Annotated in this window: 27 protein-coding genes and 1 pseudogene; 17 read left to right on the top strand and 11 right to left on the bottom strand. The window is 56.8% G+C overall.

The features are described from left to right. Window positions 1-67: 67 nt before the first annotated feature. Window positions 68-430, bottom strand: a pseudogene (locus tag OGI63_RS09435) (transcriptional regulator); the annotation flags it as partial. 69 nt (window positions 431-499) lie between these two features. Here OGI63_RS09435 and OGI63_RS09430 point away from each other — a divergent pair. Together OGI63_RS09430 and tet(W) are read left to right on the top strand one after the other, a co-directional pair. Further along, window positions 500-1,465 carry an IS5-like element ISBian1 family transposase gene (locus OGI63_RS09430; protein ID WP_004217774.1) on the top strand — a complete coding sequence of 322 codons (966 nt, stop codon included), beginning with the start codon at window positions 500-502 and terminating at the stop codon, window positions 1,463-1,465. A 348-nt stretch (window positions 1,466-1,813) separates the two neighbouring features. Further along, window positions 1,814-3,733, top strand: a complete 1,920-nt coding sequence (gene tet(W), locus OGI63_RS09425; RefSeq protein WP_004217777.1) for a tetracycline resistance ribosomal protection protein Tet(W) — start codon at window positions 1,814-1,816, stop codon at window positions 3,731-3,733. A gap of 603 nt (window positions 3,734-4,336) precedes the next feature. Here the strand turns inward: tet(W) and OGI63_RS09420 are convergent. Then, the gene (locus OGI63_RS09420) at window positions 4,337-4,708 is read right to left on the bottom strand and encodes a DUF4143 domain-containing protein (protein WP_014482942.1); all 372 of its coding nucleotides are present in this window, start codon (window positions 4,706-4,708) and stop codon (window positions 4,337-4,339) included. 182 nt (window positions 4,709-4,890) lie between these two features. On the opposite strand from OGI63_RS09420, the gene OGI63_RS09415 reads away from it, so the two are divergent. Together OGI63_RS09415 and OGI63_RS09410 are read left to right on the top strand one after the other, a co-directional pair. After that, window positions 4,891-5,490: an adenylate kinase gene (locus OGI63_RS09415; protein WP_014482941.1), complete on the top strand. Its 600-nt coding sequence runs from the start codon at window positions 4,891-4,893 to the stop codon at window positions 5,488-5,490. Beyond that, complete coding sequence (locus OGI63_RS09410; RefSeq protein WP_014482940.1) at window positions 5,465-5,851, top strand: GNAT family N-acetyltransferase; 387 nt, start codon at window positions 5,465-5,467, stop codon at window positions 5,849-5,851. The genes OGI63_RS09415 and OGI63_RS09410 overlap by 26 nt, the downstream gene beginning before the upstream one ends. A 12-nt stretch (window positions 5,852-5,863) precedes the next feature. On the opposite strand, the gene OGI63_RS09405 is transcribed toward OGI63_RS09410, so the two are convergent. Together OGI63_RS09405 and OGI63_RS09400 are read right to left on the bottom strand one after the other, a co-directional pair. Next, window positions 5,864-6,520, bottom strand: a complete 657-nt coding sequence (locus OGI63_RS09405) for a hypothetical protein (protein ID WP_004269100.1) — start codon at window positions 6,518-6,520, stop codon at window positions 5,864-5,866. A gap of 267 nt (window positions 6,521-6,787) precedes the next feature. After that, window positions 6,788-7,093, bottom strand: a complete 306-nt coding sequence (locus OGI63_RS09400) for a chorismate mutase (RefSeq protein ID WP_004217786.1) — start codon at window positions 7,091-7,093, stop codon at window positions 6,788-6,790. 234 nt (window positions 7,094-7,327) lie between these two features. Between OGI63_RS09400 and OGI63_RS09395 the strand changes: the two genes are divergently transcribed. After that, window positions 7,328-8,089, top strand: coding sequence for a hypothetical protein (locus OGI63_RS09395; protein WP_014482938.1), 762 nt, complete (start codon window positions 7,328-7,330; stop codon window positions 8,087-8,089). On the opposite strand, the gene OGI63_RS09390 is transcribed toward OGI63_RS09395, so the two are convergent. Further along, window positions 8,090-9,115 (bottom strand): adenosine deaminase, encoded by a 1,026-nt coding sequence (locus OGI63_RS09390; RefSeq protein ID WP_004217788.1) that lies wholly within the window; start codon window positions 9,113-9,115, stop codon window positions 8,090-8,092. A 67-nt stretch (window positions 9,116-9,182) separates the two neighbouring features. After that, a complete protein-coding gene (locus OGI63_RS09385; RefSeq protein ID WP_004217789.1) occupies window positions 9,183-10,190 on the bottom strand; it encodes a helix-turn-helix transcriptional regulator in 1,008 nt (335 codons plus the stop codon). A 341-nt stretch (window positions 10,191-10,531) separates the two neighbouring features. Here OGI63_RS09385 and OGI63_RS09380 point away from each other — a divergent pair, with 341 nt between their 5' ends. The 7 genes from OGI63_RS09380 (at window position 10,532) to OGI63_RS09350 (ending at window position 16,620) form a co-directional block, all read left to right on the top strand. Continuing rightward, window positions 10,532-10,951 carry a GntR family transcriptional regulator gene (locus tag OGI63_RS09380; RefSeq protein WP_004217790.1) on the top strand — a complete coding sequence of 140 codons (420 nt, stop codon included), beginning with the start codon at window positions 10,532-10,534 and terminating at the stop codon, window positions 10,949-10,951. Beyond that, window positions 10,948-11,826 carry an ATP-binding cassette domain-containing protein gene (locus OGI63_RS09375; RefSeq protein WP_004217792.1) on the top strand — a complete coding sequence of 293 codons (879 nt, stop codon included), beginning with the start codon at window positions 10,948-10,950 and terminating at the stop codon, window positions 11,824-11,826. Before OGI63_RS09380 ends, OGI63_RS09375 begins: the two co-directional genes overlap by 4 nt. Further along, window positions 11,823-12,443 carry an ABC-2 transporter permease gene (locus OGI63_RS09370; RefSeq protein WP_004217793.1) on the top strand — a complete coding sequence of 207 codons (621 nt, stop codon included), beginning with the start codon at window positions 11,823-11,825 and terminating at the stop codon, window positions 12,441-12,443. The genes OGI63_RS09375 and OGI63_RS09370 overlap by 4 nt, the downstream gene beginning before the upstream one ends. A 97-nt stretch (window positions 12,444-12,540) precedes the next feature. Next, window positions 12,541-13,020 carry a prolyl-tRNA synthetase associated domain-containing protein gene (locus OGI63_RS09365; protein WP_004217795.1) on the top strand — a complete coding sequence of 160 codons (480 nt, stop codon included), beginning with the start codon at window positions 12,541-12,543 and terminating at the stop codon, window positions 13,018-13,020. Window positions 13,021-13,187: 167 nt separating this feature from the next. Further along, window positions 13,188-13,898: a gamma-glutamyl-gamma-aminobutyrate hydrolase family protein gene (locus OGI63_RS09360; protein WP_014482933.1), complete on the top strand. Its 711-nt coding sequence runs from the start codon at window positions 13,188-13,190 to the stop codon at window positions 13,896-13,898. 120 nt (window positions 13,899-14,018) lie between these two features. Beyond that, complete coding sequence (locus tag OGI63_RS09355; protein ID WP_004217797.1) at window positions 14,019-15,521, top strand: alpha-amylase; 1,503 nt, start codon at window positions 14,019-14,021, stop codon at window positions 15,519-15,521. A gap of 241 nt (window positions 15,522-15,762) precedes the next feature. Then, on the top strand, window positions 15,763-16,620 hold the full coding sequence (locus tag OGI63_RS09350; RefSeq protein ID WP_004217799.1) for a hypothetical protein: 858 nt from the start codon (window positions 15,763-15,765) through the stop codon (window positions 16,618-16,620). On the opposite strand, the gene OGI63_RS09345 is transcribed toward OGI63_RS09350, so the two are convergent. The 4 genes from OGI63_RS09345 to OGI63_RS09330 form a co-directional block, all read right to left on the bottom strand. After that, window positions 16,617-17,729 (bottom strand): MalY/PatB family protein, encoded by a 1,113-nt coding sequence (locus tag OGI63_RS09345; RefSeq protein ID WP_014482931.1) that lies wholly within the window; start codon window positions 17,727-17,729, stop codon window positions 16,617-16,619. The two genes, OGI63_RS09350 and OGI63_RS09345, sit on opposite strands and share 4 nt — an antisense overlap. Window positions 17,730-17,834: 105 nt before the next feature. Then, window positions 17,835-18,680 carry a DUF3737 family protein gene (locus tag OGI63_RS09340; protein ID WP_004217803.1) on the bottom strand — a complete coding sequence of 282 codons (846 nt, stop codon included), beginning with the start codon at window positions 18,678-18,680 and terminating at the stop codon, window positions 17,835-17,837. Window positions 18,681-18,886: 206 nt separating this feature from the next. Further along, complete coding sequence (locus OGI63_RS09335) at window positions 18,887-20,356, bottom strand: nucleobase:cation symporter-2 family protein (protein ID WP_004217804.1); 1,470 nt, start codon at window positions 20,354-20,356, stop codon at window positions 18,887-18,889. A 144-nt stretch (window positions 20,357-20,500) separates the two neighbouring features. Continuing rightward, window positions 20,501-21,082 (bottom strand): xanthine phosphoribosyltransferase, encoded by a 582-nt coding sequence (locus OGI63_RS09330; RefSeq protein ID WP_004217806.1) that lies wholly within the window; start codon window positions 21,080-21,082, stop codon window positions 20,501-20,503. A 177-nt stretch (window positions 21,083-21,259) separates the two neighbouring features. On the opposite strand from OGI63_RS09330, the gene OGI63_RS09325 reads away from it, so the two are divergent. Then, the gene (locus OGI63_RS09325) at window positions 21,260-23,983 is read left to right on the top strand and encodes an ATP-dependent helicase (protein ID WP_014483170.1); all 2,724 of its coding nucleotides are present in this window, start codon (window positions 21,260-21,262) and stop codon (window positions 23,981-23,983) included. A 229-nt stretch (window positions 23,984-24,212) separates the two neighbouring features. Next, window positions 24,213-24,833 carry a 30S ribosomal protein S4 gene (rpsD, locus tag OGI63_RS09320; protein ID WP_004217809.1) on the top strand — a complete coding sequence of 207 codons (621 nt, stop codon included), beginning with the start codon at window positions 24,213-24,215 and terminating at the stop codon, window positions 24,831-24,833. A gap of 103 nt (window positions 24,834-24,936) precedes the next feature. On the opposite strand, the gene OGI63_RS09315 is transcribed toward rpsD, so the two are convergent. Then, window positions 24,937-25,302 (bottom strand): phage holin family protein, encoded by a 366-nt coding sequence (locus tag OGI63_RS09315; RefSeq protein WP_004217811.1) that lies wholly within the window; start codon window positions 25,300-25,302, stop codon window positions 24,937-24,939. Between the two features lie 73 nt (window positions 25,303-25,375). Between OGI63_RS09315 and OGI63_RS09310 the strand changes: the two genes are divergently transcribed. The 3 genes from OGI63_RS09310 to OGI63_RS09300 all read left to right on the top strand — a co-directional run bounded on the left by OGI63_RS09310 (window position 25,376) and on the right by OGI63_RS09300 (window position 26,765). Continuing rightward, complete coding sequence (locus OGI63_RS09310) at window positions 25,376-26,053, top strand: histidine phosphatase family protein (RefSeq protein ID WP_004217812.1); 678 nt, start codon at window positions 25,376-25,378, stop codon at window positions 26,051-26,053. A gap of 74 nt (window positions 26,054-26,127) precedes the next feature. Beyond that, a complete protein-coding gene (locus OGI63_RS09305) occupies window positions 26,128-26,529 on the top strand; it encodes a DUF948 domain-containing protein (RefSeq protein WP_004217813.1) in 402 nt (133 codons plus the stop codon). Next, window positions 26,529-26,765, top strand: a complete 237-nt coding sequence (locus OGI63_RS09300; RefSeq protein ID WP_004217814.1) for a hypothetical protein — start codon at window positions 26,529-26,531, stop codon at window positions 26,763-26,765. Before OGI63_RS09305 ends, OGI63_RS09300 begins: the two co-directional genes overlap by 1 nt. Window positions 26,766-26,810 lie beyond the last annotated feature (45 nt).

The raw sequence follows: 26,810 nt of genomic DNA, 5'->3' as shown, positions 1-26,810 counted from the left end.
GGGTAAATCCTCCATATCCTAAGAAAAAGGTCTTGCTGACTTTCACCAGTCGGCAAGACCTTTTTTGTTATTTGTCTTTTCTCTGTTTCTTCAATCCTTTTATCAGAGCATCGCTTAATTCCTTCGAGGGGACTTTGGCCCACCGCTGGGTGGTGTCGTACTTCGGGTAGTTGTAGCGCCAGCGGTCATAGTCCTCCTTGGTGATCTCCCCGGCCTCCAACTTCGCCGCCTGTTCCCGCCACGCAATCAAGATTTTGTTCAGCTCACTGGCTTGACGGCCTCCCTGAAAAATATCTGCTTGCAGGCAGGCACGTCCATCCGCCTCTACCACTTTCAGACTGTAAACATCCTCCAAGGCGAACAGCGTATGGGCCAAACCTATGTAGTTGTCTATGTCCGGGACGCTCAACGCCTGGGGCGATACATCTAAGGCAATACCGCACAGAAAAAAAGTGCCATATATCGCCAAGTGTGATATAACAAACTTATGGATAAACAGATGACGATTTCCGCATTCAGCGACGAACTGGCACAGGTGCGGACGAAGAAAAAAGCATTTCTCGACCAGATTGAACGGATCGTCCCGTGGAAGGAATGGCTTGCCATGATTCAGCCGTGCTATTACAAAGGAGAGCGCGGCAACAAACCCTATCCGCTGGAGATCATGCTCCGACTGTATCTGCTGCAAAACCTCTATGACCTGAGTGACGAGGCCACGGTGGCAGAAGCCATCGACAGCCGCGCATTTTCGGAGTTCTGCGGCGTCGATTCCAGCAACCAGGTTCCGAACGGGGATACTCTTGGCCGGTTCCGGAACTTGCTGATCAAGAACGGACTGCAGGAGAAGCTGTTCGCTCAGGTGGTAGCAGCGCTCATGGAACGTGGCCTCATTCTGAAAAAGGGCACCATTGTAGATTCCACCATCATTTCCGCCCCCTCTTCTACCAAGAATAAGGAAAAGAAACGGGATCCGGATGCCCACCAAGTCAAGAAGGGCAACACCTGGCACTTTGGGTACAAAGCGCATATCGGCGTGGACAAGGACAGCGGACTGGTTCACACAGTGGAAGCTACACCGGCAAATGTCCACGACGTTGCGGAAGTGCCGAAATTATTGACGGGAGAGGAAGAAACAGTCTATGGAGACAGCGGTTATCTCGGCGCAGGTAAGCGCGAAGATGCCGTAGTCCGAAACAAAGCTGGCCGGAAAATCAAGTACAAGATCAATCGTCGTCCATCGCAGATGAAGAAACTGAGCAAAAGCGGGCAGTACGCAGCAAAGAAAGCGGAACGGGCGAAATCCTCAGTGCGAGCAAAAGTAGAGCATGTATTCGGTGTCGTTAAGAAGCAGCTGCGCTTCCGAAAAACGCGATACCGAGGGCTTGAAAAGCAACAAGCCAAATTCAATATCATGTTTGCGTTGGCAAATCTGATTCTGGCTGACAGACCCTGTCTGGCAGCTTGAGTCAGTGCGCCTTTGCGGACAAAAAATTCGGAGGTTATCCACAGTTTTTATTCGGCACCTGCTGTATAATGCGGATTGTGGCATTTGTGCGGTGTTGCCTTAAATAAAACTATAATCAAATAGTGGGAACAAAGGATTATGATAGTCCCTTTTGTAGGGGCTTAGTTTTTTGTACCCAATTTAAGAATACTTTTGCCTTATCAATTTTGACATATCCCCAAAAACAGCACTCACAAACAGGTGTATGCTGTATATGTGTATGTCCGCAAATTATCATCCCCAGTGGTAAAAGTATTTTACTGCTGGGGATTTTTATGCCCTTCGGGGCAGTAAAGGGAGGACAATCACATGAAAATAATCAATATTGGAATTCTTGCCCATGTAGACGCTGGAAAGACGACCTTGACGGAGAGCCTGCTATATGCCAGCGGAGCCATTTCAGAACCGGGGAGCGTCGAAAAAGGGACAACGAGGACGGACACCATGCTTTTGGAGCGGCAGCGTGGGATTACCATTCAAGCGGCAGTCACTTCCTTCCAGTGGCACAGATGTAAAGTCAACATTGTGGATACGCCCGGCCACATGGATTTTTTGGCGGAGGTGTACCGCTCTTTGGCTGTTTTAGATGGGGCCATCTTGGTGATCTCCGCTAAAGATGGCGTGCAGGCCCAGACCCGTATTCTGTTCCATGCCCTGCGGAAAATGAACATTCCCACCGTTATCTTTATCAACAAGATCGACCAGGCTGGCGTTGATTTGCAGAGCGTGGTTCAGTCTGTTCGGGATAAGCTCTCCGCCGATATTATCATCAAGCAGACGGTGTCGCTGTCCCCGGAAATAGTCCTGGAGGAAAATACCGACATAGAAGCATGGGATGCGGTCATCGAAAATAACGATAAATTATTGGAAAAGTATATCGCAGGAGAACCAATCAGCCGGGAAAAACTTGTGCGGGAGGAACAGCGGCGGGTTCAAGACGCCTCCCTGTTCCCGGTCTATTATGGCAGCGCCAAAAAGGGCCTTGGCATTCAACCGTTGATGGATGCGGTGACAGGGCTGTTCCAACCGATTGGGGAACAGGGGAGCGCCGCCCTATGCGGCAGCGTTTTCAAGGTGGAGTATACAGATTGCGGCCAGCGGCGTGTCTATCTACGGCTATACAGCGGAACGCTGCGCCTGCGGGATACGGTGGCCCTGGCCGGGAGAGAAAAGCTGAAAATCACAGAGATGCGTATTCCATCCAAAGGGGAAATTGTTCGGACAGACACCGCTTATCCGGGTGAAATTGTTATCCTTCCCAGCGACAGCGTGAGGTTAAACGATGTATTAGGGGACCCAACCCGGCTCCCTCGTAAAAGGTGGCGTGAGGACCCCCTCCCCATGCTGCGGACGTCGATTGCGCCGAAAACGGCAGCGCAAAGAGAACGGCTGCTGGACGCTCTTACGCAACTTGCGGATACTGACCCGCTTTTGCGCTGCGAGGTGGATTCCATCACCCATGAGATCATTCTTTCTTTTTTGGGCCGGGTGCAGTTGGAGGTTGTTTCCGCTTTGCTGTCGGAAAAATACAAGCTTGAAACAGTGGTAAAGGAACCCACCGTCATTTATATGGAGCGGCCGCTCAAAGCAGCCAGCCACACCATCCATATCGAGGTGCCGCCCAACCCGTTTTGGGCATCCATCGGACTGTCTGTTACACCACTCCCGCTTGGCTCCGGTGTACAATACAAGAGCCGGGTTTCGCTGGGATACTTGAACCAGAGTTTTCAAAACGCTGTCAGGGATGGTATCCGTTACGGGCTGGAGCAGGGCTTGTTCGGCTGGAACGTAACGGACTGTAAGATTTGCTTTGAATACGGGCTTTATTACAGTCCGGTCAGCACGCCGGCGGACTTCCGCTCATTGGCCCCGATTGTATTGGAACAGGCATTGAAGGAATCAGGGACGCAACTGCTGGAACCTTATCTCTCCTTCACCCTCTATGCGCCCCGGGAATATCTTTCCAGGGCTTATCATGATGCACCGAAATACTGTGCCACCATCGAAACGGTCCAGGTAAAAAAGGATGAAGTTGTCTTTACTGGCGAGATTCCCGCCCGCTGTATACAGGCATACCGTACTGATCTGGCCTTTTACACCAACGGGCAGAGCGTATGCCTTACAGAACTGAAAGGGTATCAGGCCGCTGTCGGCAAGCCAGTCATCCAGCCCCGCCGTCCAAACAGCCGCCTGGACAAGGTGCGCCATATGTTCAGTAAGATCACTTGATACACCACAGCGAGGAAGGTTATTGCATTTCCCTGTCTTTCGTGGTAAAATGTAGTTGTAAACCACCAGAGAAACCAATCTAATTTTACCGTTGATAGCCATTTCCTTGATAGCCAAATGATAGCAAAAGTTCGGCAAGCCCATAGGATAAGGATAATAGGTATCAGGAAAAATCAAATGATATCAAATCTCCCAAACAAAAGCGTTTAGAATTAAGTTTCATTTTGCGAATGGGAGTGACCCCGCCGATCATGCGACCATCGCTCCCATAGCGTCTTTCTTTGCAGGTGGCGCCCGCCGAAGCCTATCTTCGGCGGGCGCCACCTGTCGTCGTTCTGCTATCCAGTATCCAGTTTCTTCTCATGGAAGGTGCCCCGGACGACGATTACGACGTGGACATCGATTTGGATGCGGGCTTCAAGGTGGGACGCCATGACGTCGAATCCATCCGAAGACCCGAACCGGGACGCCTCCCAAGGGGAGGGGGGAATGCGATCCGTATCCGCTAGAAGCGCGCCCGCAGTCGATAGGGCAAATCATGAACATGTGACCGGCACCGGAAAGTGACATAATCCGATTGTCGGCAATGGGCTCGATATGGTATCAGCCGAGCAGCCAGTCGACGATATTGCGTATCTCAATGCCGTCAGAGGTCGTGCCGAGACGGAATCTGTCGAGTGTGAGCACGATTTTCGGGAATGCATCCGATAACGATTGCAAAGGCGCGAGTTCCCTCGCGCGGGTGGATTCTTCGAGCATCGTCCCGGTGACCTGAATGTAGATTCTCCTGTCGAATCGTTGAGCGACGAAATCGATTTCACCTCCACGCAGACTGCCGACATGCACGTTGTACCCGCGTCTGCGCAGCTCGTTCGCGACGACGTTCTCCAATTGGAATCCGTAGTTTTGTGAGGAGAAACCATTTGCGATGTTGCATAGTCCGGGGTCTTCGGCGTGGAACTTGCGATGTGTCACAAACCGCTGAAGGTGTCAGGTATAACTGACATTTCTCGGATTTCAAGATGGTTTGTCGGGTATAACTGACGGATCTGTTTGAGGGTGCATCCCGTAAGAAAGTGCAGCCGGTAAGTGGATATAGAGGATATGGGGTATACGGTTGCAGGAAGCGAGTGAATGGGGTGTGATGATCGACAACCATGGATGCGGTTACGGGATACAGTGGTATGCGCCGTGTGCTTGTCATCGGATGTCCGGGTGCAGGCAAAAGCACGTTCGCGCGCAGGTTGCGGGATGCGGCCGGACTGCCGCTGCATTATCTGGACATGCTGTGGCACAATCCGGACCGGACGACTGTCACACGGGCCGAATTCGATGAGCGGTTGCAAAGGATCCTCGAGGAGGATGCCTGGATCCTCGACGGCAATTTCGCGCGGACGCTGCCGAAACGACTGGAATATTGCGACACCGTGTTCTTCCTCGACTTCCCGACCGACGTATGTCTTGAGGGCGTCGAGGGATGTAGCGGTATGAAGCGCGAAGACATGCCGTGGGTCGAACACGAATTCGATGAGGAGTTCCGTCAGTACATCATCGACTTTCCCGCTGAGCGGCGTCCGCAGATGGTTGACGCGCTTGAAGACGCCGCCGCGCGCCGCGGTGTGCGTGTCCATACCACATCCAAGGCAGAGCTGGTGCAAGCGCTCGCTGATGTTTTGAGTGGTCTTGAAGTGGGGCGGGCCAGAGCATGTCTGACGTTCATCATGTACCGTTATGCGACATACTGGGCATCACGGTGAACGAACTGCTTGGTGGGGGAGGAACTTACAAAAGTGGATTCCCGTCAGCTCCATCCTCCGTCGTCTCATCGTATGCGAGCGCGAGGGCACCATCGTCTCCTCATGTGTATGCGTCATCATCCCGAATCTGACGCGGGGTGTGCGGCCATACGCGTTCGTCGAGAACGTCGTGACGCGCGCCGATGCGCGTGGGCATGGTTATGCTACCGCATGTCTGAACCATGCGAAGGCGCTCGCGCAGCAGGCCGGCTGCTACAAGATGATGCTGCTCACCGGCTCCCATGATCCGAAGACACTCGATTTCTACCGCCACGCCGGCTACAGCAGCACCGACAAGACCGCGTTCATCCAGTGGCTGTAGGGCGCGTCCGTGTCACGGTATCGCATCCACCACCGTCGATATCCGTTTGGCATCGCTCGACGGCGGGATGATGTGGCTGTCAACCGGAAGTGAACGTAGGATGCGCAGCTCCCGCTCTCTGCGCTCTTCAAGGCACGCGATATACCCCTCATATCCGCGCAACCCATGCGCTTCACCGTACCCTTGTGCTGTGTGGTAGTCGATGACGGCATTGAGCCAACCATCACCGCGTTCGTCGAGGACACCGTCAATCGCCGATTTCGCGCCCGGTTCGTCAATGTAGATGACGACGGGATGCAGTGGCGCGATGATCGCCGCAATATCGCTGATGTACCGTCGTGACTCGTCCTCGCTCATGCCGAACCGCATCATCGTCTCGCACATCGGATTCTGCAGCAGGACGCAATTGAATACATAGGTCGTATCAGGTTCGGCGTGGGCTGCGAACGCGCGCCAAGTATCGAGTATCGTGGCGCGTTCACTTGCGAAATCAGGGAAGTCGTGGTCGCCGACATCGGCGGGATGGTCTGCGGCTCCTTCTTCGACGCAGACGACGTTCCTTCCGCGCGCTTCCAATTCGGCGGCAACCATCGCAGCCGTCGTGCTTTTCCCGCTATCTGGCAGCCCTTCGACGATGATCAGACGGGTTCGCATCTCATATGTGCTCATGATGTCATGGTACGGCGAAGGATATGTGGGATGTGCAGATGTCCATGTATATAGGGTGATATAACCGAATATAAGGTGATATATAGTGATATATCGAAATGAAACGATATACAACTCGCTCGGGAGCATGTTGTCGTCTTTTATGAATTCATGATAGATCTGGAGGAATCGTTGTTTTGAGTCCATGGATGGTCGATGCGCTCAAGCGCATGTGCTGGTGCGCGTCGAACATATGAGGCCGGTGAATGATATGCCGTATGCCGCTTCTTACGCCTCAGCGGGTGTCGGTGATGGATGGTCATGGAACTCCCGCATCTCCATATTGATGAATCTGCTGATTATCTCGCGATAGATCGCCTCAACCACATCCGGATTCGCGCCGCAACGCTCGGCCTTACCTCGCACCTTCGCGATGACCCGCTCCATACGGTTGGTGTCACGTACGCCTTCCTCATCTTTCTTGAATGCCGATGCTTGCACGGCATATTGGCCTCGTCCACCGATCAATGCGATGGTCTGGTCATCGATGGCGTCGATGTGCGAACGCACTTCGTCCAGACTGTTGCACTGCACGGCGGTCTCCTCTTATAAGTGGGGATTACGGAAGATACAACAAAACATGCCGATATGGATTGCTATTCGATACCATAACCTTATGCAACGAGCACAAGCAGAGACGCTTCGATGCTCTGGGGAACAGTTCATTCGGCTCACACGCGATGAATGTGCGCGCGGTATGGCATGCTCCTTGCGGCGGTTACTGCGCGCATCCTTGGAAACCGGCAACCCATACTATGGTGCTGAATCATGACTAGTCCAAGCATTCTTCCTGATGATCCGTCGTTGTGCATTCCTCCCATGGAATCCGACGATGAAAACGAGCTGAACAGCCAGACCGCGCATAACCGAGCCATGGTCGAGTATTCCGCGCGCTGCGGTTGTTTCCACTGCGGTGGCATATTCGCAGGGAACGAAGTTGCACAATGGCTGCAGGAGGACGACGGCGAGGACACTGCGTTGTGCCCGTATTGTGGCGTCGATGCAGTGATTGTGGGCAATGAACAATACCCGGTATGCATGATGGTGCTGAGCAAACTGTATATGCATTGGTTTGGCAAGGAATATAGGCAACGTCTTGAGGCTGCCACTGATATGCCCACATGTGGCAGTCACGGGGATTATCTGCGCAAGGGCCTTCCTTCTTTGACGAATCACGACAGGAAAATCACGGTGGTCGGGGAGATCGAACTGTTCCCATTGTCCGTGTATGACAGGGCAGAGGAACTGTGCAATGAGAGCCATCCTCCACGACCGGTTGAATATGATGACGTGGACGTCTACATGGGCGGCGTGGTGACCGTGCATGCGGGATTCGATGAACACGGATATTATTACTGTGATTTCATCACCGGCAGTGGCGTCAAGCTGCCTTACGATGCTTGGAACGACGTACAGCAGGATCTGGTGTTGAATCTCAGCAGACAATATGGCGATGCGCTGCGCGGAATCATCACTGATTCATTGATGCATCACATGCGATTGTTCATTGATGTGGATGTAGCGGAATGATTAGAGCCCATGTTGTGTCCGCCATGTGGCAAGCTGCGCATGGAGCTGTGTCTTGCGGTCATCCGAGGCGAACGATGCGTCGATGGAGTTCTTGGCGAGCGATGCCAATTCCTCCATCGACATACCGATGTCGGCGAGCGCGGCATAGTTCGCCGCGGCATAGCCTCCGAAATATGCGGGGTCATCCGAGTTGATCGTGCATACGACCCCTTCATGCAGGAATCTGGGAATCGGATGCTCGCGCATGTCGTGTACGACCTGCAGCCTGAGGTTGGACAACGGGCAGCAGGTGAGCGGAACGCCGTCGCGTGCGACGCGCTCGAGCAGCTCGCGGTCGTCTTGAATGTGGATGCCGTGGTCGATGCGCTCGGCGTGCAGCAGATTGAGCGCATCGCGGATATACGCCGCCGGGCCCTCCTCGCCGGCGTGCGCCACGCAATGCCAGCCAAAGTCCCTTGCCCGCGCGAACTGATCGATGAATTCGGCCGGTGGGTAGCCGACTTCCGCCGAATCGAGCCCGATGCCGAGAATCTCGGTTTTTCGCGGCGCCGCCATGTCGAGGATCCGGTTCGCCGAATCGATATCCATGTCGCGTACGATGCTCAGAATCAGACCGCCGCTGATGTCGAAGCGCTCCCGTCCGATTTCCAATCCCTCAAGAAGGCCGTCGAGCACCATGTCGAAATCCAATCCGTTCGTGCACACATGCACTTGCGGATCGAAGAAGATCTCCGCATGCCTTACCCCGTTCGCATTCGCCCGTGTGAGATAGGCGAGCATGAGATCCTTAAAATCGTCCTTGGTCTTCAGCGTCTTCATCAGCGCATAGTAGAGCTCGAGGAACGACTGCAGATTCTCGAATTCATACTGCGCTCGCAGGCCGTCGATATCCGTCCACGGCAATGTCACTCCATTGCGGTCCGCCAGCGTCAGTGCAAGCTCCGGTTCGAGCGTTCCCTCGATATGCAGATGCAGTTCGCTTTTCGGCATCGTCTCCAGTGCCTGCCTGATTTTCCCGTCCACCATGTTCCTCGTTCCATTGCGATATCGGTTTCCAATATTCTACCCACTCCATGTTGTGCCGGGGCGCCGTTCAGACGGATTTGGTGGATTTGATGAGTCCTGTGACAATCGAGGCGATTGCGCAGAGGAAACCGCCGATCACCCAGGACATCCAGAACATGCCGTGCGGTCCACCGTCAAAGCAGAACAGCAACGTGAGGCCGACTATGGGGGCCGTGATCATGATGATGCCGCATACCGCTCCGTTCCCCTTGTCGTAGATTGACTCCGTCCCATTCTCCTGCACGTGTTGCTCCTCCGATTCCTTGTTGTAGTCGGCGATGTCGAGCCGCCCATACTGCATGCCGCCGAATACGATGCACCACACGCCGACCGCGACGAACATGAGGAGCGCCGTACTGGGCCAGCCCTCGTCTACGTGGAGCGTCTCATCGGCCCATACGTTGACGGCGATGCCGGCCATGATGAGCGCGATGCCTGCGATCAGTGCGATCGCGAGCACCTTGCGGGCGGCGGCACGGTCCGACTCGGTATAGAAGTCCTCAACATAGGGATGCTGACGTTTGAACGCGCTGTGTGCCAGACCGGCGGGAATGAGCAGGGCGAGACCGACGAGCGTGCCTATGGCGATGCACAGGAACATCGCCACCTCATTCGCATCGCTGTTGCCCAGAATCGAATTGTCCGAATCGAACAGGTTGCCGATGCTGACGCCGAAGATGATGGCTGACACTCCCGTGGGAATCATCAGGTCGAATTTGCGCATGTGCTCCTCGTAGCCGGTGATGTCCTGAGGCAACGCCGACCCTTCCATCTCAGGCATCGGTGCTTTTGGGAGCCCATCCTCGACATGATTCGCCGACATGGCAATTCCATTGCGCACGTCACCCATGACCAGATCATCGAGACTCACGCCGAACATATCGCATAGCATGAGCAGCTTGTCCATTTCGGGGTACGCCTTCTCGCTTTCCCACTTGCTCACGGATTGTCGTGACACGCCAATCAGCATTGCCAGCTGCTCCTGCGTCATATTGTGCGATCCACGCAGATACTGCAGATTGTCTTTGAAGCCCATGGTCCTGTCCTTTTCCTTCGCGCCTACTCGTTTCGGCAACCGTCGCGGGTGCCGATGCCCCTACTATGCCCGAAATGCGGAAAGCGCGCCACCAACTTGCGGTTGCATTTGCTCCGACAACCGGCGATCTGATGTCAACTTGCGGTTGCATTGCTGGAATTCCAATGATTGTTCACGTCTTTCATCATCGTGTCCACATCTCGTCATATGGAATGTCGCGCAATATGTCTGTGAACATGCCTGTGAGCCAACACGACAGAGATATGCACTGTTCTATCTGTTATATACTGTTATATATCGAGCTTGGACACATTGTATTCTCGCGTTCGAAAGGAGGGGAGATGCAGCTTCTGATCAGTACCACGTCGATGACGCCAATCTATGAACAGATTGTCGATCAGATTCGTGCACTCATCAAAGAGGGGAGACTCAAGGCAGGGGAGCCGCTGGATTCGGTTCGCTCCCTCGCTCGTACCTGCAGAATCTCCGCACTGACGGTGAAGAAAGCGTACGACGTGCTTGAACGGGAGGGACTCGTCGTCACCGTTCAGGGCAAGGGCAGCTTTGTCGCGCAGATCTCGCCGAACATCGTCGCCGAGGAGCTCAACCGCCAGGTCGAGGAGCAATTCGCGCAGGCTATCGCCAAAGCCCGGCGGCTTGGGCTGACCCGCGAGGAGATCCTCGAGCTTGTCGTCATGCTGCTTGAAGACACCTCCGCGGATTCGGGCGACGCCCCCGAAGGGACTGAAGGAGCATCATGAAGATTGCACTTGACCATGTGACGAAGCACTACCCGGATTTCGACCTCGACGTGACGATGGAGGTGCCGGACGACACCATCACCGCTCTCATCGGTACCAACGGCTCCGGCAAGACCACCACATTCAGGCTCATGCTCGGACTTGCGAGGCCGGCTGGAGGGGAGGGGATCATTCTCGGTGATCCCATCCGCCGGGTGTGGGTGAACGCGAAATCGCGCACCGGCGTCACCTTCGGCGACAGCACGTTCGTGCCGACCTTCACGCTGAACGATGAGATCGCCGAACGCAAACGCTTCTATACGACATTCGACGAACAATGGTGCAGGGCACAGCTGCAGAGGTTCACGCTTCCGCTGAACCAGCAGATTCAGGAATTCTCCGCGGGCATGCTTGCCGAATGCAAAACGATCATGGCAATGGCACATCACCCCGAACCACTGATCCTCGATGAGCCGACGGCCGGTCTGGACGTCATCGCCCGTAACGAAGTGCTCGACCTGCTCCGCGAATACATGGAGATCCCAGGCCGTTCAATGCTCATCAGCTCGCACGTCGCCACCGACCTGGAGAATCTGTGCGACGACCTCTACCTCATTGACCGCGGCCGAATCCGCATGCACGAGACCATCGATGCATTGCACGATGAATATGCGGTGCTCACGCTCACCGACGATCAGATGTCAGCTGCAGACCCACGGTACATACTCGTCAAACAGCGCACGGCCGGCGGCTGGAAAGCCATTACCGACGAACGCGGATTCTATGAGGAGAACTTGCCCGGAGTGGGGATCTGTGGGGCGAGCATCGATGAGATCATCACGCTGATGAGTGCCGACCCGCGAACCACAACGATGCAGGAAAGGACAATGCAATGAAAGGTCTGTTCGTCAGAGACGCAATCTGGCTTGGCAAGCAACGCATGCTGCTGGTGTGCATGCTGGCGTTGACCGTGTTCTACCTATTCTCCGACCTCCATGCATTCGGTGTGGCATTCCTGCCGCTCATGCTGGCAATGCTGGTATGCAGGACAGTGCAGAACGACGTGTCACGGGCATGTCGGCGCATGTTCTTCACGATGCCATTTAATACCCGTGATTATCTCATCGAGAAATACTGTGGCGCCATCATCCCTCCGATGCTCCTGTCGCTTGTGCTCATGGCCCTTGGCACATTGAGCCCGCAGATGGCATGGAATCAGGTGCCTGTTGCCTTGGTGATGGTCCTGGCGACGGTGTCGGTGACGGTGGCGGTTGAAATCCCTATCATTCTCGCCTTCCGTGACCGTGCCGCGGTGATGCGCATCGTGGCGATGGCCGTCATCTTTACGATATGCGTACTCGTCGTTTCCGTCACAAACAATCAGGACATCCTTGTCGCCCTGACCTCCATTCCGGACGGCCTGCTGATGCTGATTGGCGGTGTTGTCTGCTTGGTGTGCACGGCCGCATCAGGGTCGATATCCCATCGCCTACTCAGCAGAGCCGAATGGTGATTGTCGGAGACTGTGGTTGTGATGCAGACACCATCATGCACACAGGGGCATGAGGGGCTTATCATGGCATGGGGCATGCCTGGGAGGCGGCTTGGGTATGCTCGGCACCACTGTGACGCTCTACAATACTCTCGACGAACTCGGCATCGACTACACCGAAGTCACACACCCCGCGGTTACGACAATGGAGGCCGCACAATTCGTCAGAACGCTCATCGACGGCACCCCGATCAAGAATCTATTCCTCACCAATCGAAAAGGAAACTACTATCTCGTGCTGATGAGCGAGGATCGGCGAGCGGATCTCAAGGCTCTCGCACAGATCATCGGTACGGGCCGGCTCTCATTTGCGAATGCCGACGATCTGCGGCGCGTATTGAACCTCGAACCCGGATCGGTGACTCCGCTCGCACTCATCAACGATGCCGACCAACAGGTCGAGGTGCTGGTCGATACTGCGCTCGCAGGACAGCGTCTGCTCATGCATCCGAATACGAACACGAAGGCGATGAGTCCCGAATACGGGGATCTGCTCAGGTTCATTGGGCACACGGGCCACGGTTACAGGTTCATCTAAGCCGCGCAATTCTTCGGAGCTGCCAGGTATGCGGATTACGACCGGGTTGGCATCCACGCACCTCGATGCTGAAATGGATTCGTAATCGTCATGTCACAGAGAATGTTCCTCTCTTGGCTATCGTGCTCATGTCCATGTCTGCATGACGATGAGGGAACGGAGGGCATATGAGGCCAGTAGTCGCGGTGATGCCGTTGGTGGATGACGAACGGGAGAGCCTATGGATGCTTCCCGGGTACATGAATGCATTGCGTGAGGCCGGTGCAGTGCCGTTCATGCCTGCATTGACGACCGATCGACAGGAGATCGGGCAGATCTTCGGCATGTGCGACGGCCTTGTGATGACTGGTGGGCATGACGTGAATCCGGCATGCTACGGTGAATCGGACCGATACGGCAATCTGCACTGCTGCGATGCGCGGGATGAGATGGAACTCGCGTTGCTTGAACGTGCCGTTGCAAGCGACAAACCGGTGCTCGGCATATGCCGTGGTCTGCAGATCATGAACATCTTCTGCGGAGGGACGCTGTATCAGGATCTGCCGAGCGAACATCCCAGCGACGTCGATCATCATCAGCACCCACCCTATGGTCGGCCGGCCCACCATGTGCACATTCTAAGCAGGACGCCCCTGCGAGAAGATTTACACGACACCGACCTTGCGGTCAACAGCCGGCATCATCAGGCCATCTGCAAGCTGGGCGAGGGGTTGGATCCGATGGCGATCAGCGAGGATGGTCTCGTGGAAGCGATCTACAGGCCTCGAAGTGCATTCTATCGTGCTGTGCAATGGCATCCTGAACATCTATATAAAGTAGACGAACCAAACAGGTGCATATTCCGCTCCTTCGTGAACGCCTGCACACTCCGAGATTGAATGTGGCAGTGCGCGGGCCAATCCAATATGCCACAAGCTACGGGCGTATTGGATGTAAATGTCGTTAGCATGGAGGCAACAGGACACGGCAACTGACGACACCTACGGACGCGAACGGATATGGCGATAGACAAACCAAACCATGAGACCATGTTGCAATGCTTCGAATGGTACCTGCCCGAAAGCCACAACCTATGGAGATGGCTCTCATCGCAGGCGCCGAGCGTGGCCCATGCCGGATTCACCACAGCTTGGCTTCCACCTGCGTACAAGGGGCAGGCCGGCGATTCAGACGTGGGATATGGCGTCTATGACATGTACGATCTTGGAGAGTTCGATGCCAAAGGCTCTGTTCCCACCAAATACGGCTCCCGCATGGAGTACCTTCAGGCGATTCGCGCGATGCAGGGCAATGGTGTTCGTGTATTCGCGGACATCGTGTTCAACCACCGCATGGGTGCCGATGGAACGGAACCCGTGCGCACACATGAAGTGAATGTGGACGACCGCACGAGAAGCGACTCCACCGTGGTCGAACGCACCTTGAACACCGTATACGATTTCCCCGAACGCGGCGGCGTGTATTCGACATTCAAATGGAACTGGAGCGATTTCACCGGCACCGATTACACGACCGATGATGGCACGACGGGCATCATGCGTTTCGACGGCAAGCAGTGGAGCGACAATGTGAGCCATGAACGCGGCAACTTCGATTACATCATGGGAGATGACGTCGATGTCAACGAACCTGAGGTCGCCAGAGAGCTTACGGATTGGGGCATATGGTATACGACGACCACAGGAGTGGACGGCTTCCGGCTCGATGCGGTGAAAAGCATCGACGCCGGATTCTTCGCGCCATGGTTGCGCACGATGCAACGATACGGCAATCATCCCGGCATTGCCGTGGGTGAGTACTGGTCGGGTGACGCGAGCGAGCTGACCTCGTACCTGCATGATTGCAACCATTGCATGATGCTGTTCGATGTCGCGCTCCATTTCCGCTTCGAACAGGCCTCAAAGAACCCAGAGGGATTCGATCTGCGGGGACTTGCCGCAGACACGCTGTATGAGCGTGAACCGACGTATGCATGCACCTTCGTGGACAACCATGACACACAACCCGGTCAGGCGCTCGAATCCTGGGTGCAACCATGGTTCAAACCGTTGGCGTACGCATGCATTCTGCTACGCGACAACGTGTTGCCTTGCGTGTTCTTCGGCGATTACTACGGCGTACCCCACGATCTCATCCCGCCAATGAGGTTCCTGCCGCACATGGTGTGGATCCGCGCGCATCTGCTGGGGGATCAGGTGGAGGCGCAGCCAGGCGATACCGCCCATTCGCTGTGCTGGGTGGTGGAAGGAAATCACCCGGTGTGCGTGGTGCTCAACACCGGGAGCAGCGAGGTCCATCGACAGGTTCGCAATGCGGCGCTCGCCTCGCACACGCTTATCGACGTATGCCATCCTGATGCCCCGGCGACGACTGACACGCAGGGGCAGGGCATGATGCGATGCCCTCCGCGGTCATGCGCCATCTATATTGATGCGGACGATTATGGGGTGATGTTGGAAGCGTTGTCCGGCACGCCCGCAGCTGGGACTGTATGCGCCTGAGAGCATAGGTGCGCCACAAGCGGAGTCTATGCCTCTAGACTAAGAATAACCGGCCAGCTATGCGCTAATGTCTGTAGAGGTTGACACCGGGGAGGAGAGGGAGACAATGACGAAGCAACACAAGGGCGGTGCAGATTCACCAGTGTCTCCCGATACGCAGAATCCAGGAAGCGGAACCAGGGCACAGGATGGTTTGGCAGCACACGCCCACAATGCGGCAATACGCGCACAAGTCCACCGGATGCAGGCGATAGCCGAGGAGGATGACCGCTTCGGCTATGACAGGCATGCGACCAACCGGGCCCTGAGCATCGCAAATGGTGTGACCGTCATCATTCTCGGATTCGCCCTTGGAAGCTTCCTGCAGGCATTGCCGGAACGCAACACCGCCGACGTGCAGGAGGTGGTCAAAGGGCTCGATCGGCTGATTGGCCTCATGACCAAGGAATTGGTGGAGCTGCCGCATATCCAGCGGCATCCGGAATCGTTCATTGCGGAAATCGTTGGAATCCTGATCGGTTACACGATTCTCAAGCATGCGCATGAGGACAGCCGGGAATACGACGCCGCATTCAATCGGATCGAGCAGTTCTACACAGTGTCGCAGAGGCGCCGGGGGTGGATTCGCTGCGGGGTTCTGGTGGTTCTGGGCACCGTGGTGATTCTCGTCACCCATGGCCTGCTGCTGGCTTACGGTCATGGCATGGGTGACGGCATCGCCGCCGGCATTGCGCAGACCAGCATCGCGGCGGGGGTGTGGTGTTATGTGTATGGGGGTCTGTACGCAACGCGCACCGATCTGTTCCTCTATAATTTCCGTGCGTTGCGCCAAGTCAACGTCTACGAGCTGGGGAAAAGCGAAAGCGATGCGCGCCGTGAGATGAGACTCGGAGAGAAGAGGCTATGCGACTTATCGTCGTCGCTCACCAACTTCACCGTGGCCATCGGTGTGCTCGGAGCGCTGGGGCTTTACTTCCTGCCCACCTTCCGTTCACAGTACTTCTGGCTTCCACTCGTTGTGATGATCGGCATCGCTTTGTGCATGCGGTGGTTCGTGATCCGCTATGCGCGGCGGCGGTACGAACCTGATTTCGATTAGTTTCCCATATACGCCGCGGCGCCGGCGAGCAGGCGCGCCGTGCCGCCGATGACCAGATCGGCGCGGGTGCCGAGATTCATGCGTACGAACCGGGATCCGTTTTCGCCATAGATGCCGCCATACGAGAGCACAAGACCGGTATGTGAGCGCAGAAAACCGCAGAAGCGCTCAGCATTGGCGTCACCCACACGATCAAGAAGGCCCGAGCAGTCGATCCATGCCAGATACGTGGAATCCGAGGCCACCATATGCAGCATGTCATGTGCATGCTCGTCAAGTTGCGTCGACACGTAGTCCTTGTTGCGCTGCAGGACACGGCACAGATCGTCGAGCCATGCGCCTCCATCTGCATAGGCGGCGATTGTGGAGAACACGGCGAAATCGTTCGGCCCGGCCACCTCGTCGGTGTTCACGCCGCGCACGGCACGTGCCCGGAGACCGTCATCGTCGCAGATGAAATATGCGGACTGCAGTCCGGCCACATTGAAGGCCTTCGATGGCGACGAGCAGGTCACGCAGATTGAACGGTTCAGCTCGTTGACCGCGGCGAATGGCATATGGGTGACGCCCGGGCGCACGATGTCGCCATGCACCTCATCGGGAACAACCGTCACATGGTGCTTTGCACACAGTTCCCCTACGCGCGCCAGATCGCTGTCGCTCCACACGTTGCCACTCGGATTCTGCGGATTGCGCAGAATCATCAGACGGGTGAGCGGATCGGCGAGCTTGCGTCCGAGATCTTCGAAATCCATCGAGCACACACCATGCTCGTATCGCAGCGGATTGTTCAGTACACGACGTACGTTGTTCACTAGCGAATTCGTGAAGATGTTATAGACCGGCGGTTGGAGCACGACCTTCTCAGCCACATTCGTCAGCGAGCGCACCAGCGAGGAGATCGCCGGAATCACACCGGTGGTGAACACCACATGCTCAGAATCCACCGTCACGCCATACTGGCGTAGCGACCAATCCGCGACCGCTTCGGTCCATTCCCGGGGAACATCCGCCGAAGGTGCCGTTGCCCACGCGTTCAGCCAATGCCTCGCTGATCGCCGGAGCCGTGCGGAAATCCATGTCCGCCACCCACATCGGCAACTCCCCATCGGCCACGTCCCATTTCATCGAGAAGATGCCCGTGCGGTCGACAGGGGAGTCGAATTGTGCAATGCGCTCGTCAATGTCCATGTTGTGCCTCGCTGCTCCGTGAATCATAGGTCTGTGCTGATGAGCTGGATCTTCGTCGTGTCTATCGCGGGGTCGTTCTGCAGGACGTCGCCGAATGCGGCAGCGCGAATCACGCCGGAAATCGGGTTGACCACGCTGTCGATGCGTGTGGTGACGTCGGCGTCGATGTCGGAACAGTATTCGAACGAGCGCGTCGTGTTGATCAGACGGCAGTCTCGCATCGTCAGCCCGTCAATGTAGCACAGTCCCTGCAGCGATTCGATGGTGCAGTTCTCGAATGTGATGTTCTTCGTGTTCCATGCCAAATACTCCCCGCTGATGAACGAGTTGCGCACCGTGACATTCTCGCAGTTCCAGAAGGCATCCTTCGAAATCAGACGGGCATGATCCACCGTCACGTTCCGTGCGCCGTCGAAACAGTAATTGCCGGTGAGCTGAAAATCGCGTATGTCCAGATTCTCACTGTTCATGGCAAAGTAGTCGCCGGCGGCGCTCACTTCGCGCAATGTGACCTTCCTGCATTCCCAGAAGGTCTCCGCGGCATCAGTGAATGCGGTGCGCTCCACGGTCACATGCTCATTGCGACGGAATTCCTTGGGTGCCTGGATGGTGCAGTCGTGGAACGTCATGTTCTTCGAGTACCAGAACGCCGCGTGGGCATTGAATTCGAACAGACTGTGCTCCACCTCGACGCCCTCGCTGTACCACAGCGGATACTTCCAGCGGAACACCGAATCCCTGACCACGATGTTGCGTGATTCCTTGAGCGGCGACTCGCCGTCCTCGAACACGCAATCCGTGATCTGAAGATCACGACCTTGGAACAGTGCGCGTTCACCACTGAGCAGCTGTTGCGTAATCGCTTGCATAGCATCTTTTCAGACTCGTGTATCTCATACAATACGCGTGCGGCACTTGCGGATTCCTCGATTTCGTCGTCGCCTCATTCGAAGTTGGCATCATCGGCATGCGTGTGGGGAATGGCATATGCAATCTTCCGCCGTGTGAAATGCGAGGGGCCGACGGCATTACACCGTCGGCCCCTCGCATTCATCCGGATTCTTCCCGATTCCGTTCACTTCCGGTTGGTCGCAGGAGTAGCCAGGAAACGGTCCTCGCTCGGGAGGACGAGATTGAGCACCACAGCCACCACAAATGCCACGGCGATGCAGTTCTGCGCGAAGATCGACTGGAACAGCGGCGGGAAATGCACGAAGATGCTGGAGACCTGCGTGAAACCGATGCCTATGGTGAGGGAGAGCGCGGCGATCGTGATGTTGCGCTGGGTGTATCCGGCATCGGAGATCATTTGGAAGCCGGAGAGAATGATGTTGCCGAACATCATGATCGTGCACCCGCCGAGCACCGCCTGCGGCATGGAATTGAACACCTCGGATATGGCTGGCACGAAGCTGGCGAGTACGAGGAGCAGGCCGCCGGAAAGAATCACCTTGCGGTTGACCACTTTCGTCATTGCCACGAGACCGATGTTCTGTGCGAAGGAGGTGAGCGGCAGGCAGCCGAAGAGACCGGAGACGGACGAGATGAGGCCATCGCCCGCAATCGCGCCGGATGTCTCCTTTGCAGTCGGCTTGCGGTCGAGCCCGACCTTGGTCAGGGCTGCCGTGTCTCCGAGCACCTCCACTGAGGAAACGATGTACAGCAACCCGATCGAGATGATGGAGCCCCAGTCGAACTCAGGCCTGAACGGCATGAATGTGGGTACGTTGACCGCCTGCAGGTGCGAGAAGCCGGAGAAGTCGACCTTGCCGAAGAAGATGGCCACGATATAGCCGACCACCAGTCCGAACAGCACCGAAAGCTGCTTGGCGGTTCCCTTCATGAACAGTTGGAACGCCAGACATGCCACCAGTGAGATGAGGCCGAGAGTGAGATTCTGCCAGCTGCCGAAATCCTCGGCACCCGCTCCGCCGCCGAAGCTCTCGGCTCCCACCGACAACAATGAGAATCCGATCGAAGTGACCACGATAGCCGAGACGATGGGTGGCACAAAACGCTGCCAGTACCTGGCGGTCAGACCGAGCACCACCTCGAGCAGACCGCCGACCATGACGGCGCCGACCACGGCACCGTAGCCCTTGTGGCTCACAATGGAGATGGCGGCGGCGACGTAGGTGAAGGAGATGCCGGTGACCATTGGCAATCTGGAGCCGAACAGCCAGATGCCGTATAGCTGCAGGCATGTGCCCAGACCTGCGACGAGCAGGCCGGCCTGAATGATCTTGGCGGAGTCCTGCGGGCTCATATGCCCGGCGGCTGCGACCAGGAAGATCGGTGCCAGATTCGCCACGAACATGGCAAGCACATGCTGCAGGCCGAACGGGATGCCCTTCCAGAACGAGACGGGCGCGTCGAGACTGGACAGCGCTTCGAAGGAGATGGACCCCTTCCTCTTTTCCTCGGCGACTTCCGCCTTGGATTCACGCTCGTCGCGCTTCAGCTCGGGGGTGACGAATGTGCGTTCCTGATCTTCATCCGAGCGCATGTTGGCGTCGGATGCGGTGGGGTTGGCGTTGTTGCTCATTCCTCTGCCGTTTCTCTTTTCTTCTATTGCTCTCTGTGTTCTTCGATACCAAAACGAATACACGCATACCAGCGTGATCGACGTCGATATGCGTGTATTCGTTGCGGAACAGGTAACAGGCTACAGCCGGTATGTTGCGTTCTGTCAGTGGCGGAATTCGATCGCCCCGGTCTCGGCATCCATCGATTCCACGATGGCCAGTGAATCCAGATCATAGCCGGCCTCACGCAGGGCGTCGCCACCACCTTGGAATCCTTTCTCGATGGCGATGCCAATACCCTCCACGATCGCGCCCGCCGATTCGCACAGTTCGATGAGCCCGTTGAGGGCCTTGCCATTGGCGAGGAAATCGTCGATGAGTAGAACGCGGTCGCCTGCATTGAGGTACTTCTTCGAGACGATCACCGGGAACTCCTTCTGCTTGGTGAAGGAGTAGACGTGGGTCACATACTGTTCGCCGTCGAGATTGATGGACTGCGCCTTCTTGGCGAACACGACCGGGACGTCGTCGAAATGGGTGGCGGCGACGCAGGCGATGCCGATTCCCGATGCCTCAATGGTGAGGATCTTCGTGATGTGCTTGTTGTTGAAATGCTCGGCCCAGGCGGCACCCATATGGTCGAACAGCCGCACATCGCACTGATGGTTGAGGAAGGCGTCCACCTTGAGCACATTGCCCGGTTTCACTACGCCCTGTTCTCGAATACGTTCTTCAAGTTCCTGCATGTCGACCCTTTGCTCTGCTGTTCTGACCGTGAAACACGCCATGACATGGCGTCCGTATGGCGCATAGCATACGCCGCCCAAATGACCATGCGCATACGGGTGGGCCATGGCGTTGTGTTGAACATGGACTGTGGTACAACTGAAAGCCGAATTCGTGATGTGGAGAAAGGACATGCGTTGCCACAGGACGTTGATTTCATCGCCCGTCCACCCCAAGAGCTCATCGGCGATCTGAACGAGCAGCAGGCCCAGGCGGTGCAGTACCGTGGGCCCGCTCTGCTGATCGGCGCCGGCGCGGGATCGGGAAAGACGCGCGTACTCACGAGACGCATCGCGTGGATCCTCACCCAATTCGGGGCATGGCCAAGCCAAGTGCTGGCCATCACCTTCACGAACAAGGCGGCAGCCGAAATGCGCGAACGTCTTGGCGCATTGATCGGCGGCGTGGCCGATCGCATGTGGGTCTCCACGTTCCACTCTGCGTGCGTGCGCATCCTGCGTCGGGACGGTGAGCAGATCGGTCTCAAATCTGGCTTCACCATCTACGACACCGCGGATTGCGAGCGTCTCATCAAGCTCGTCTGCGCTGACTTCAATATCGACATCAAACGCTTCACCCCGCGATCCATCCTCGCCAGAATCAGCGACTACAAGAACCAGCTCACCGATGCGAGCACGGCCTTGGCTCAGTATGCTCCCGATTTCAAACCCGGCATGCGTCACTATTCCTTCGGCCAGATAGGCGATCCGGAGCCGGTGTATGCAGTGGTCTATGCCGAATACCAGTATCGTCTCGCCCTGGCGAACGCCGTGGATTTCGACGATCTGATCGTGCGCACGGTGGAGCTGCTGCGAACCCAGCCGCATGTCGCCGAATACTACCGCCATAAATTCCGCTATATTCTCGTCGACGAATACCAGGACACGAACCATGCCCAATATGTGCTCGTGCGTGAGCTTGCGGGTGTGGATGCCCATGAACCAAGTGATCCCATGGCCACAGAGGCCGGAAAGAGCGGGCCGGCGTGGGTCACTGTGGTGGGTGATTCCGACCAGTCGATCTACGCATTCCGCGGAGCAGACATACGCAACATCCAGGATTTCGAGAAGGACTTCCCGGATGCGCGCACGATCATGCTCGAACAGAACTACCGTTCCACGCAGACGATTCTCGATGCCGCGAATGCCGTGATCGCCCACAACAGTGCGCGCAAGCCGAAAAAACTGTGGACCGCACTCGGCGAAGGCGACAAGATCATCGGGTACGCGGCCGACACCGCACAACTCGAGGCGCATTGGATAGCCCAACAGATTCTCCACCTGCATGAGGAGAAGGGATTGCCTTACAGCGACATGGCAATCATGTATCGAGCGAATGCCCAGTCCCGTTCCCTTGAGGAGGGGCTCATTCAGGCGCATATTCCGTACCAGCTCATCGGAGGCACGAAGTTCTATGAGCGTCGTGAGGTCAAGGACGCCATTGCCTACCTGCAGGCAATCGTGAACCCGGCGGATGACATCAACATGCGCCGCATCCTCAACGTGCCCAAGCGAGGCCTTGGCACGCGTGCGGAATCACAACTCACGCTGTTCGCGAACGAGCACAACCAAACGTTCTGGTGGGCGATCGAGCAGCTTGAGGACATCGAGGGCATGAGTGCCCGTACGGCGAATGCGGTGCGCGCCTTCCGTGAACTCATGACGTCGCTGCGGACATTCGCCGGAGAGCATGACTCCAAGCCCAGCGAGATTGTGGCGCAGGTGCTCGAGCAGTCGCATATGCTGGAGCTGCTGCGCAAATCCGAGGATCCGCAGGATGAATCGCGTGTGGAGAACCTTTCCCAGCTGCAGTCGGTGGCCGCGGAGTTCGAGCAGAACACGCCGGATACCACCCTTGCAGGCTTCCTTGAGACCACCGCGCTGGTCGCTGATTCGGACCAGTTGCCGGGGGAGGGCCATGACAGCGGCAAGGTGACGCTGATGACACTGCATACAGCCAAGGGCCTGGAATACCCGATTGTGTTCCTCACGGGCATGGAGCAGGGCACCTTCCCACATTCGCGCGCCATGGAGAACATGGATGAGCTCTCCGAGGAACGCAGGCTCGCCTACGTTGGCATCACGCGTGCAAAGCGCAGGCTGTACCTGACACGCGCAGCCGTGCGCGCGCAGTGGGGGCGTCAGAGCGAAATGATGCCGAGCCAGTTCCTCGACGAGATCCCGGATTCCCTCATCGACTGGAAGCGTCGCGAAGCCGGTATGGAGCGTATGCGTTCCGGCTGGCGCAACGATGGTTTCGACGACGGCTTCTCCGACGAATTCGGCGGATGGGATGACGGGGATTCTGATTATGGTGCAGGCTCCTATGGGCGCTCGAGCTATGGGTCCTCGGGCCGCTCCCGCACTTCCTCGGGGTCGGCTTTCGGTTCCCACGCCTACGGTTCCTCGGGTACGGCGTCGAATGCCGCTGCAGGCACCGGGTGGGGGAGCGCCGCGACGTTCAAATCGAGTTCGGGCCAGACTGCATATGGTTCGGGATCGTATTCCTCGGGCCGCTCGCGAGGCTCCGGATCCTCTACGGGTGCATATGGAGCCCACCGGTCGCATGGAGGTTCCTCATCATCCCGTTCCTCGGCTTCCCGTTCGGGTGCCGTGCATACCAGGCACACCACTGCAAAGACACCTCAATCACAGGGAATGCCCATTTCGCAGATTGCCGCCGACAATGATCTTAATATCGCGGATTTCCATGTGGGAGACAGGATCACCCATGACCGTTTCGGATTGGGCAAGGTGGTTCAGACGCAGGACAAGGGCAAGAACTCGGTGATCACTGTAGATTTCGGCTCCACAGGTGTCAAGCGACTTATGCTTCGTCTGGCACCCATCGAGAAGCTGTAGCCCTGATGATCTGGCATCGGAGCGCCGAAGTCTACACCTTCACGGTATAATGCCCATTTGGTGCCTTATGCAATGGGGCACTGTCTGGGAGTCTTAGCCCATCAGTGGGTCGGCAGTCGCAAGACTGTTCGTGCTTGGCACGAGGAAGCACTGGAGAGGCTGGCTCAGTCCGACGCCATATGGTTGCCGGATTCCGTTCAGACAACGACAGAACAACGAAGGAAACATCATGTCGAATCGTTCCCGCCGTCAGGTGCGTCTTTCCCGCGCCCTCGGCATCGCGCTGACCCCGAAGGCACAGCGCATCTTCGAAAAACGTCCGTATGCTCCGGGTGAGCATGGCCGTACCCGCCGCCGCGCCGAGTCCGATTACGCGGTCCGCCTGCGCGAGAAGCAGCGTCTGCGCGCTCAGTATGGCATCTCGGAGAAGCAGCTCCGCGCCGCCTATGAAAAGGGCACCCACACCGCAGGCCAGACCGGCAACGCAATGCTCACCGATCTGGAGACCCGCCTCGATGCCCTCGTGCTGCGTGCCGGCATCGCCCGCACCACCGCACAGGCCCGCCAGTTCGTGGTGCACCGTCACATCCTCGTCGACGGCAACATCGTCGATCGCCCGTCCTACCGCGTCAAGCCCGGCCAGACCATCCAGGTCAAGCCGAAGAGCCAGACGATGGTTCCGTTCCAGATTGCAGCCGAAGGCACCCACCGCGACGTCCTGCCGCCGGTGCCGGGCTATCTCGATGTGAACCTCGCCTCCCTCAAGGCGACGCTGACCCGCAAGCCGGAGCCGGAGGAGATTCCGGTTCAGGTGAACATCCAGTACGTGGTCGAATTCTACGCCCGCTGATCTGGATCAACATACTGTAGGAACATACGGTATAAGGACATACATACACGAAGAGGCCCGCGGCATTTGCCCGCGGGCCTCTTCGTATTCGCAAGCCGGCGTCTCATTGGCCGACTGCGGCGCTCACGATTCCGCTGACCAGCGACATGATGAGCGAGCCGAGCACCGCCCACCAGAATCCGCCAATCGTCACGCCTACGTCGAACAGATTGATGGCAAGCCAGGAGGCCAGCTCCATGAACAGCCAATTGATCACCAAAGCCAGCAGGCCGAAGGTGAGCACGCTGAACGGCAGCGCCAGCATCTGCACCACGGGTTTGAGCGAGGCGTTGAACAGAGCCATGAATAGTGAGAAGGCGGCAATGCCGAGAATAGGGGGATGACCCACCACGTGCATTCCTGGAAGCAGCACCACCATCACGGCCGCCGCTATGGTGAGAATGAACCATCGAATGAGAAAATTGCCCATCACCCCATTATGCCCGAAGACGTCCACAGGCGAAATACGACGTCCGGGCGTCACGCCGTGCCATAATCGAAGCATGATCGTGCATGTTCATCTCGTCCGTCACGGACAGACATTCTTCAACCGCTACAACCGTCTCCAAGGCTGGTCGAACTCACCATTGACGCAAGCCGGACTCGACGATGCCATCCATGCGGGCAATGCATTGAAAGACATCACCTTCGCCGCAGCGTATTGCTCGGACACCACCAGAGCACAGGTGACGGCACAGACGATTCTCGATATCAATGCAGCCAATGGGCATGACGTGCCGGTGATTCATGCCGACATGCACTTCCGTGAGCAGTTCTACGGCTATTTCGAAGGGCAGGACATGGGAGCGGCCTGGCTCGCAGCCGGGGGCCCGCACGGTGCTCCCACCTACCATGCCATAGTCGAGCAGTTCGGACTGGGTGCCACCCGGGACTTCCTCAAGGAGGCGGACCCGTTCCACGACGCCGAGTCCGACGAGGAGTACTGGCGGAGAGTCGATGGCGCCTTCGCCCTCATTGCAGCTAACGCGGACCTTAGGGACGGCGACGATGTGCTCATGATCTCGCACGGCAATACGCTGTTGTCGTTGATGCAGCGCTTCGCTCCTGCGGGGTACGACCTGAGCGAACGACCGGCCAACGGCTCCGTGACCATGATTGACTTCGATACCGTCAAGTCACTGGACGATGCCATTGAGGTCATATCGTATAATCGACGCTAGCCGTTTAGGTCTGGGTGATTGGATAGGCTAAACGCGTATAAGTGTAGACGCAAACTGCTAGGAAAGAGGGCGCCATGGGTGCTGGAGAAATTGCGGGACTGATTGCGGCGATTGCATTTGCGATTCTTGCCGGTTTTCTGATCTACCCGCTGATCCGCTTGGGCAAGATGTTCGATCAGATCGCCGAAACGGTGAAACAGACCGGCGACCATGCTCTCCCCGCATTGGACGAGGGTGTGACCACCGTCAAGCAGGTCAACAAGTCACTGGGTGACGTCAATGAGATCTCCGGGGCGGCCTCGAGTACGATGAACAACCTCGGCGCCCTGATGAATCTATACGGTTCCTTCCTGGGCAAGCCGATCATCAAGCTGGCATCCACCTTCTACGCGGTCAAGGTGACAGCGGCGTCGTTCATGAACAAAGGGAAGAAAAACCAGCCCGCATCGGCGGAGCAGAAAGGCAAGGGCGAGTGATGTTCAAACGAGTGTTTTGGGTCGCCGCCGGTGTGGTGCTAGGCGTACTCGCCGTTTCCAAGGCCACCGCATACGTCAGGGCCAACACCCCGGACAAAGCCAGGCAGTTCCTCCTGGGGCCGGATCAGGAGAATGTGGGGATGCGTACACTGCAGGGCCTCATCGATCAGTTCAGGCAGGCCCAGCAGGCACGTGAAGAGGAGCTCAACCGGCAATACACCGCAAAGCTGAGTTGAAAAACACGCGAAGCCAATATCGTCAGTAGAACACCAATACAAGGA

The organism is Bifidobacterium sp. KRGSERBCFTRI (assembly GCF_025908335.1).
This window is presented reverse-complemented; position numbering and strand designations above follow the sequence as displayed.

Bases quoted from the DNA above. Each gene is read 5' to 3' on its own strand.
- OGI63_RS09430 (WP_004217774.1), top strand. From the start codon at position 500: ATGACGATTTCCGCATTCAGCGACGAACTGGCACAGGTGCGGACGAAG.
- OGI63_RS09415 (WP_014482941.1), top strand. From the start codon at position 4,891: ATGGATGCGGTTACGGGATACAGTGGTATGCGCCGTGTGCTTGTCATC.
- OGI63_RS09410 (WP_014482940.1), top strand. From the start codon at position 5,465: ATGCGACATACTGGGCATCACGGTGAACGAACTGCTTGGTGGGGGAGG.
- OGI63_RS09405 (WP_004269100.1), bottom strand. From the start codon at position 6,520: ATGAGCACATATGAGATGCGAACCCGTCTGATCATCGTCGAAGGGCTG.
- OGI63_RS09395 (WP_014482938.1), top strand. From the start codon at position 7,328: ATGACTAGTCCAAGCATTCTTCCTGATGATCCGTCGTTGTGCATTCCT.
- OGI63_RS09390 (WP_004217788.1), bottom strand. From the start codon at position 9,115: ATGGTGGACGGGAAAATCAGGCAGGCACTGGAGACGATGCCGAAAAGC.
- OGI63_RS09385 (WP_004217789.1), bottom strand. From the start codon at position 10,190: ATGGGCTTCAAAGACAATCTGCAGTATCTGCGTGGATCGCACAATATG.
- OGI63_RS09380 (WP_004217790.1), top strand. From the start codon at position 10,532: ATGCAGCTTCTGATCAGTACCACGTCGATGACGCCAATCTATGAACAG.
- OGI63_RS09375 (WP_004217792.1), top strand. From the start codon at position 10,948: ATGAAGATTGCACTTGACCATGTGACGAAGCACTACCCGGATTTCGAC.
- OGI63_RS09370 (WP_004217793.1), top strand. From the start codon at position 11,823: ATGAAAGGTCTGTTCGTCAGAGACGCAATCTGGCTTGGCAAGCAACGC.
- OGI63_RS09365 (WP_004217795.1), top strand. From the start codon at position 12,541: ATGCTCGGCACCACTGTGACGCTCTACAATACTCTCGACGAACTCGGC.
- OGI63_RS09360 (WP_014482933.1), top strand. From the start codon at position 13,188: ATGAGGCCAGTAGTCGCGGTGATGCCGTTGGTGGATGACGAACGGGAG.
- OGI63_RS09355 (WP_004217797.1), top strand. From the start codon at position 14,019: ATGGCGATAGACAAACCAAACCATGAGACCATGTTGCAATGCTTCGAA.
- OGI63_RS09350 (WP_004217799.1), top strand. From the start codon at position 15,763: ATGCAGGCGATAGCCGAGGAGGATGACCGCTTCGGCTATGACAGGCAT.
- OGI63_RS09345 (WP_014482931.1), bottom strand. From the start codon at position 17,729: ATGGGGAGTTGCCGATGTGGGTGGCGGACATGGATTTCCGCACGGCTC.
- OGI63_RS09340 (WP_004217803.1), bottom strand. From the start codon at position 18,680: ATGCAAGCGATTACGCAACAGCTGCTCAGTGGTGAACGCGCACTGTTC.
- OGI63_RS09335 (WP_004217804.1), bottom strand. From the start codon at position 20,356: ATGAGCAACAACGCCAACCCCACCGCATCCGACGCCAACATGCGCTCG.
- OGI63_RS09330 (WP_004217806.1), bottom strand. From the start codon at position 21,082: ATGCAGGAACTTGAAGAACGTATTCGAGAACAGGGCGTAGTGAAACCG.
- rpsD (WP_004217809.1), top strand. From the start codon at position 24,213: ATGTCGAATCGTTCCCGCCGTCAGGTGCGTCTTTCCCGCGCCCTCGGC.
- OGI63_RS09315 (WP_004217811.1), bottom strand. From the start codon at position 25,302: ATGGGCAATTTTCTCATTCGATGGTTCATTCTCACCATAGCGGCGGCC.
- OGI63_RS09310 (WP_004217812.1), top strand. From the start codon at position 25,376: ATGATCGTGCATGTTCATCTCGTCCGTCACGGACAGACATTCTTCAAC.
- OGI63_RS09305 (WP_004217813.1), top strand. From the start codon at position 26,128: ATGGGTGCTGGAGAAATTGCGGGACTGATTGCGGCGATTGCATTTGCG.
- OGI63_RS09300 (WP_004217814.1), top strand. From the start codon at position 26,529: ATGTTCAAACGAGTGTTTTGGGTCGCCGCCGGTGTGGTGCTAGGCGTA.